2 protein-coding genes are annotated in these 1,150 nt (G+C 69.9%); one reads left to right on the top strand and one right to left on the bottom strand.

The window, feature by feature from the left end; all coding sequences use genetic code 11:
• Positions 1-282 (top strand): tRNA (cytidine(34)-2'-O)-methyltransferase (locus AC2VON_RS12065; protein WP_486953179.1); only part of this gene is annotated, 282 nt, incomplete at its 5' end.
• A 48-nt stretch (positions 283-330) separates the two neighbouring features.
• On the opposite strand, the gene AC2VON_RS12060 is transcribed toward AC2VON_RS12065, so the two are convergent.
• Complete coding sequence (locus AC2VON_RS12060) at positions 331-978, bottom strand: nitroreductase family protein (protein ID WP_486953178.1); 648 nt, start codon at positions 976-978, stop codon at positions 331-333.
• Positions 979-1,150 lie beyond the last annotated feature (172 nt).

Raw genomic sequence — 1,150 nt, 5'->3', positions numbered from 1 at the left:
TCGCTGCCGGCCGCGTGGGACGCGCTGATGCCGGCGCGGGTGTTCGCGTTCACCGCGCAGGCGCCCACCTCGTTCGCCGACGTCGGATACCTGGCCGGGGACGTCCTGATGTTCGGCCCCGAACCCACCGGGCTGGACGCGGAGACCCTGGCCGACGCGCACGTCACCGCGCAGGTGCGGATTCCGATGCTGGCGGGCCGGCGCTCGCTGAACCTGTCGAACGCCGCGGCCGTCGCCGCGTACGAGGCGTGGCGCCAGCACGGCTACCTCGGGGGCGTATAGCCCGGCGACGATACGGCCCGTGCGCGGGCCGGGCAATCACACCCTGAGTTACCACGTGTCCCAGTGGGTGACCTGGTCGGCAGGCAGCCGCTTGGCCGGGCGGAAGTCGGTGCCTTTGGTGTAGGCGATCGGGAACAGCCCGCCCTGGCTGTATTTGTCGTGCGGGATGCCCAGCACCTCGGCGGCCCGCTGGTCACCGTCGTTGATCAGGTGCAGCGTCGTCCAGCAGGTGCCCAGGCCGCGTGAGCGCAGCGCCAGGCAGAAGCTCCACGCGGCGGGGAACAGCGACGCCCAGAACGAGGCGCTCAGGCCCAGCGGCGCCTTGTCCACCTTGCCCTCCAAGCAGGGGATCAGCAGCACCGGCGCCTCGTGCATGTGCTCGGCGAGGTAGAGCGCCGAATCCTTGACCTTGTCCATCCGCTCGCCGCGGGTGTCGCCCTCGGGGTACTGCGCCGCGGGCAGGCTGAGGTAGTCGCGGGCGTTGGCGAGGTAGATGTCGGCGATCGCCTTCTTCTTGTCGGCGTCCTCCACGAACACCCACTGCCAGCCCTGCGCGTTGGAGCCGGTGGGCGCCTGCAGCGCCAGTTCGAGGCACTCCATCAGCACGTCGTGGGACACCGGCTTGTCGAAGTCGAGGCGTTTGCGAACCGAGCGGGTCGTGGTGAGGAGTTCGTCGACCGACAGGTTCAGGGTCATGAGTGGGAGCTTAACCGTCGGCGCCGAGCGTGAAGCTGGGGCGAAAAAGCGGCGCGGATCTCGCAACAGTGTCACGCTCGGTGAAAGCTCAGCGAAAGTCGCGGGACCTCGACCCGACCGCCAGGGTGATGCGGCCCAGCCGCTCGGCGACGACGGTGACGGCGCCGCTGGC

This window comes from Mycobacterium sp. TH-M82, from assembly GCF_057473605.1.
This window is presented reverse-complemented; position numbering and strand designations above follow the sequence as displayed.